The 2022-nt window shown below is 67.6% G+C and carries 2 protein-coding genes; both read right to left on the bottom strand.

The annotated features are described in order from the left end of the window. Window positions 1-1563 (bottom strand): amino acid adenylation domain-containing protein (locus ADK66_RS26905; protein ID WP_157552972.1); only part of this gene is annotated, 1563 nt, incomplete at its 3' end. Then, on the bottom strand, window positions 1560-2022 hold a 463-nt coding region (locus ADK66_RS26900), incomplete at its 5' end, for a condensation domain-containing protein (protein ID WP_197281649.1). The genes ADK66_RS26905 and ADK66_RS26900, both read right to left, overlap by 4 nt.

The following is a 2022-nucleotide window of genomic DNA, read 5'->3' as shown; positions in this document are numbered from 1 at the left end:
GAAGTTGTCGGTGGTGCTGATCTGGTCGATGTTGAGCAGGTTTTGCCAGGTGTCGGCGAGCCATTGTTCGGTGTGGGTGGTGGGTGCGATGTGTTCGGTGGCTGTTGGTGTGGGTTCGGGTAGGCGGGCGGTGTCGAGTTTGCCGTTGGGGGTCAGTGGTAGTTCGGGAAGTGTGATGAGGGTGGTGGGGACCATGTAGGTGGGGAGTCGGTCGGCGAGGTGGCGGCGGAGGTGGTTGAGGTCGGGGTGTCCGGTGAGGTAGGCGACGAGTTGGGTGTCGTTGTGGACCTGGACGGTGCATTGGCGTACGTCGGGGTGTTGGGCGATGGTGTGTTCGATCTCGCCGAGTTCGACGCGTTGGCCGCGGAGCTGGACTTGTCGGTCGCGGCGTCCGAGGTATTCGAGGGTGCCGTCGGTTCGCCAGCGGGCGAGGTCACCGGTGGCGTACATGCGGTGCCCGGGTGGGCCGTACGGGTCGGCCAGGAAGCTACGCGCGGTCATCCCCGGCCGGTTGTGATAGCCGTAGGCGACACCGGTGCCGGCGATGTGGAGTTCTCCGGCGACGCCGATCGGCGTCGGACGCAGCCGACGGTCCAACACGTAGGCGCGGTGGCCCGGCATCGGAACACCGATCGGAGTCGAACCGCGCACCGGCGTCTCGGAGCAGACGTAGTCGGTGACCACGACCGTCGTCTCGGTGGGCCCGTACGAGTTGTGCAGCCGGAAGCCGGCCCACACCCACCGGTTGGCCTGCGCGACAGGTAGCGCCTCCCCGGCGCTGAACGCTCCGCGCAGCGCGGAGCCGACCAGACGCGCCGGGTCGAGCAGCCCCAACAACGCGGGCGGCAGGTAGGCAAGCGTGATGCGCTCGTCCTCAAGCAGACCGGTGAGCGCCTCGGGGTCGACGATGACCTCCCTCGGTGCGCTGACCAATGTAGCCCCGGCGAGCCAGGTCGCGTAGTAGTCGAAGATGCTGGCGTCGAAGGCCGGGTTGGCCACCTGGGCGACCCGGTCGTCCGGTGTGCTGGCGAACTGCGCGACAGCGTTGCGGCAGTACGCGTACGCGTTGCGGTGCGGGACCAGGATGCCCTTGGGTGTGCCGGTGGAGCCGGAGGTGTAGAGCAGGTACGCCGGATCCTCCGGGCGGACGTCGACATCGGGTGGGTCCGGTTCGCTGGTGACCGCGGGCGGCTCCGGTTGGTCCAGTTGCCAGAGCGGCGCGTCCTCCGGCGCGAGCGGAGTCAGGTCGGTGGTCGTCAATACCAGCCAGGCGTCGGCGTCCCTCGTCTGGTACGCAAGCCTCGCCGGTGGCAGCTGCGGGTCCAGCATGGACCACGCGGCGCCGGCCTTCATCACCGCCAGTTCGGCCACCGGCAGGTGCAGGCCCCGGTCGAGCAGCAGCCCGACGATGTGCCCCGGGCCGATGCCGTGCCTGCGCAGCCTCTGGGCCAGCCGGGATGATCGCCGGTCCAGCTCGCCGTAGCTGAGTTCGGCGCCCTGGAATCGGATCGCCACCCGTTCCGGGTCATGACCCGCCAGTACGCCGTGCAACAGACCCTTCATGCGGTACCCCACGGGGACTGACCGTCCGCGTCCTGGCTGAGCATCGGGTTCAAGGAGTACAGGATGTGGTCCCGCTCGGCGTCGGTGAGGATGTCGATCTCTTCGACGGGTTGTTCGGGTTGGGTGAGTCCGTTGGTGAGTGCGGTGGTGTAGTGGTCGAGGAGTCGGTTGATGCGGTCGGTGTCGAAGAGTTCGGTGGAGTATTCGGTGGCGATGGTGTGGTGGCCGTCGGGTGTTTCTTCGATGTCGATGGCGAGGTCGAAGCGGGCGTTGCCGGTGGTGGCGTTGACGGGGTCGGCGGTGAGGGTGCCGAGGGTGATGGTGTTTGTGGTGGTGGCGGGTTGGAGGGTGAGGCTGATTTGGAAGAGGGGGTTGCGGCCGGGGATGCGGTCGGGTTGGAGGGTGTCGACGATGAGGCTGAAGGGGATGTCTTGGTGGGTGGTGGCGTTGAGGATGGTG

Source organism: Micromonospora sp. NRRL B-16802 (assembly GCF_001279555.1).
Taxonomy (GTDB): domain Bacteria; phylum Actinomycetota; class Actinomycetes; order Mycobacteriales; family Micromonosporaceae; genus Micromonospora; species Micromonospora profundi.
Note: the sequence above shows the minus strand (reverse complement) of the source record. Positions and strands in the feature narration are given on the sequence as shown.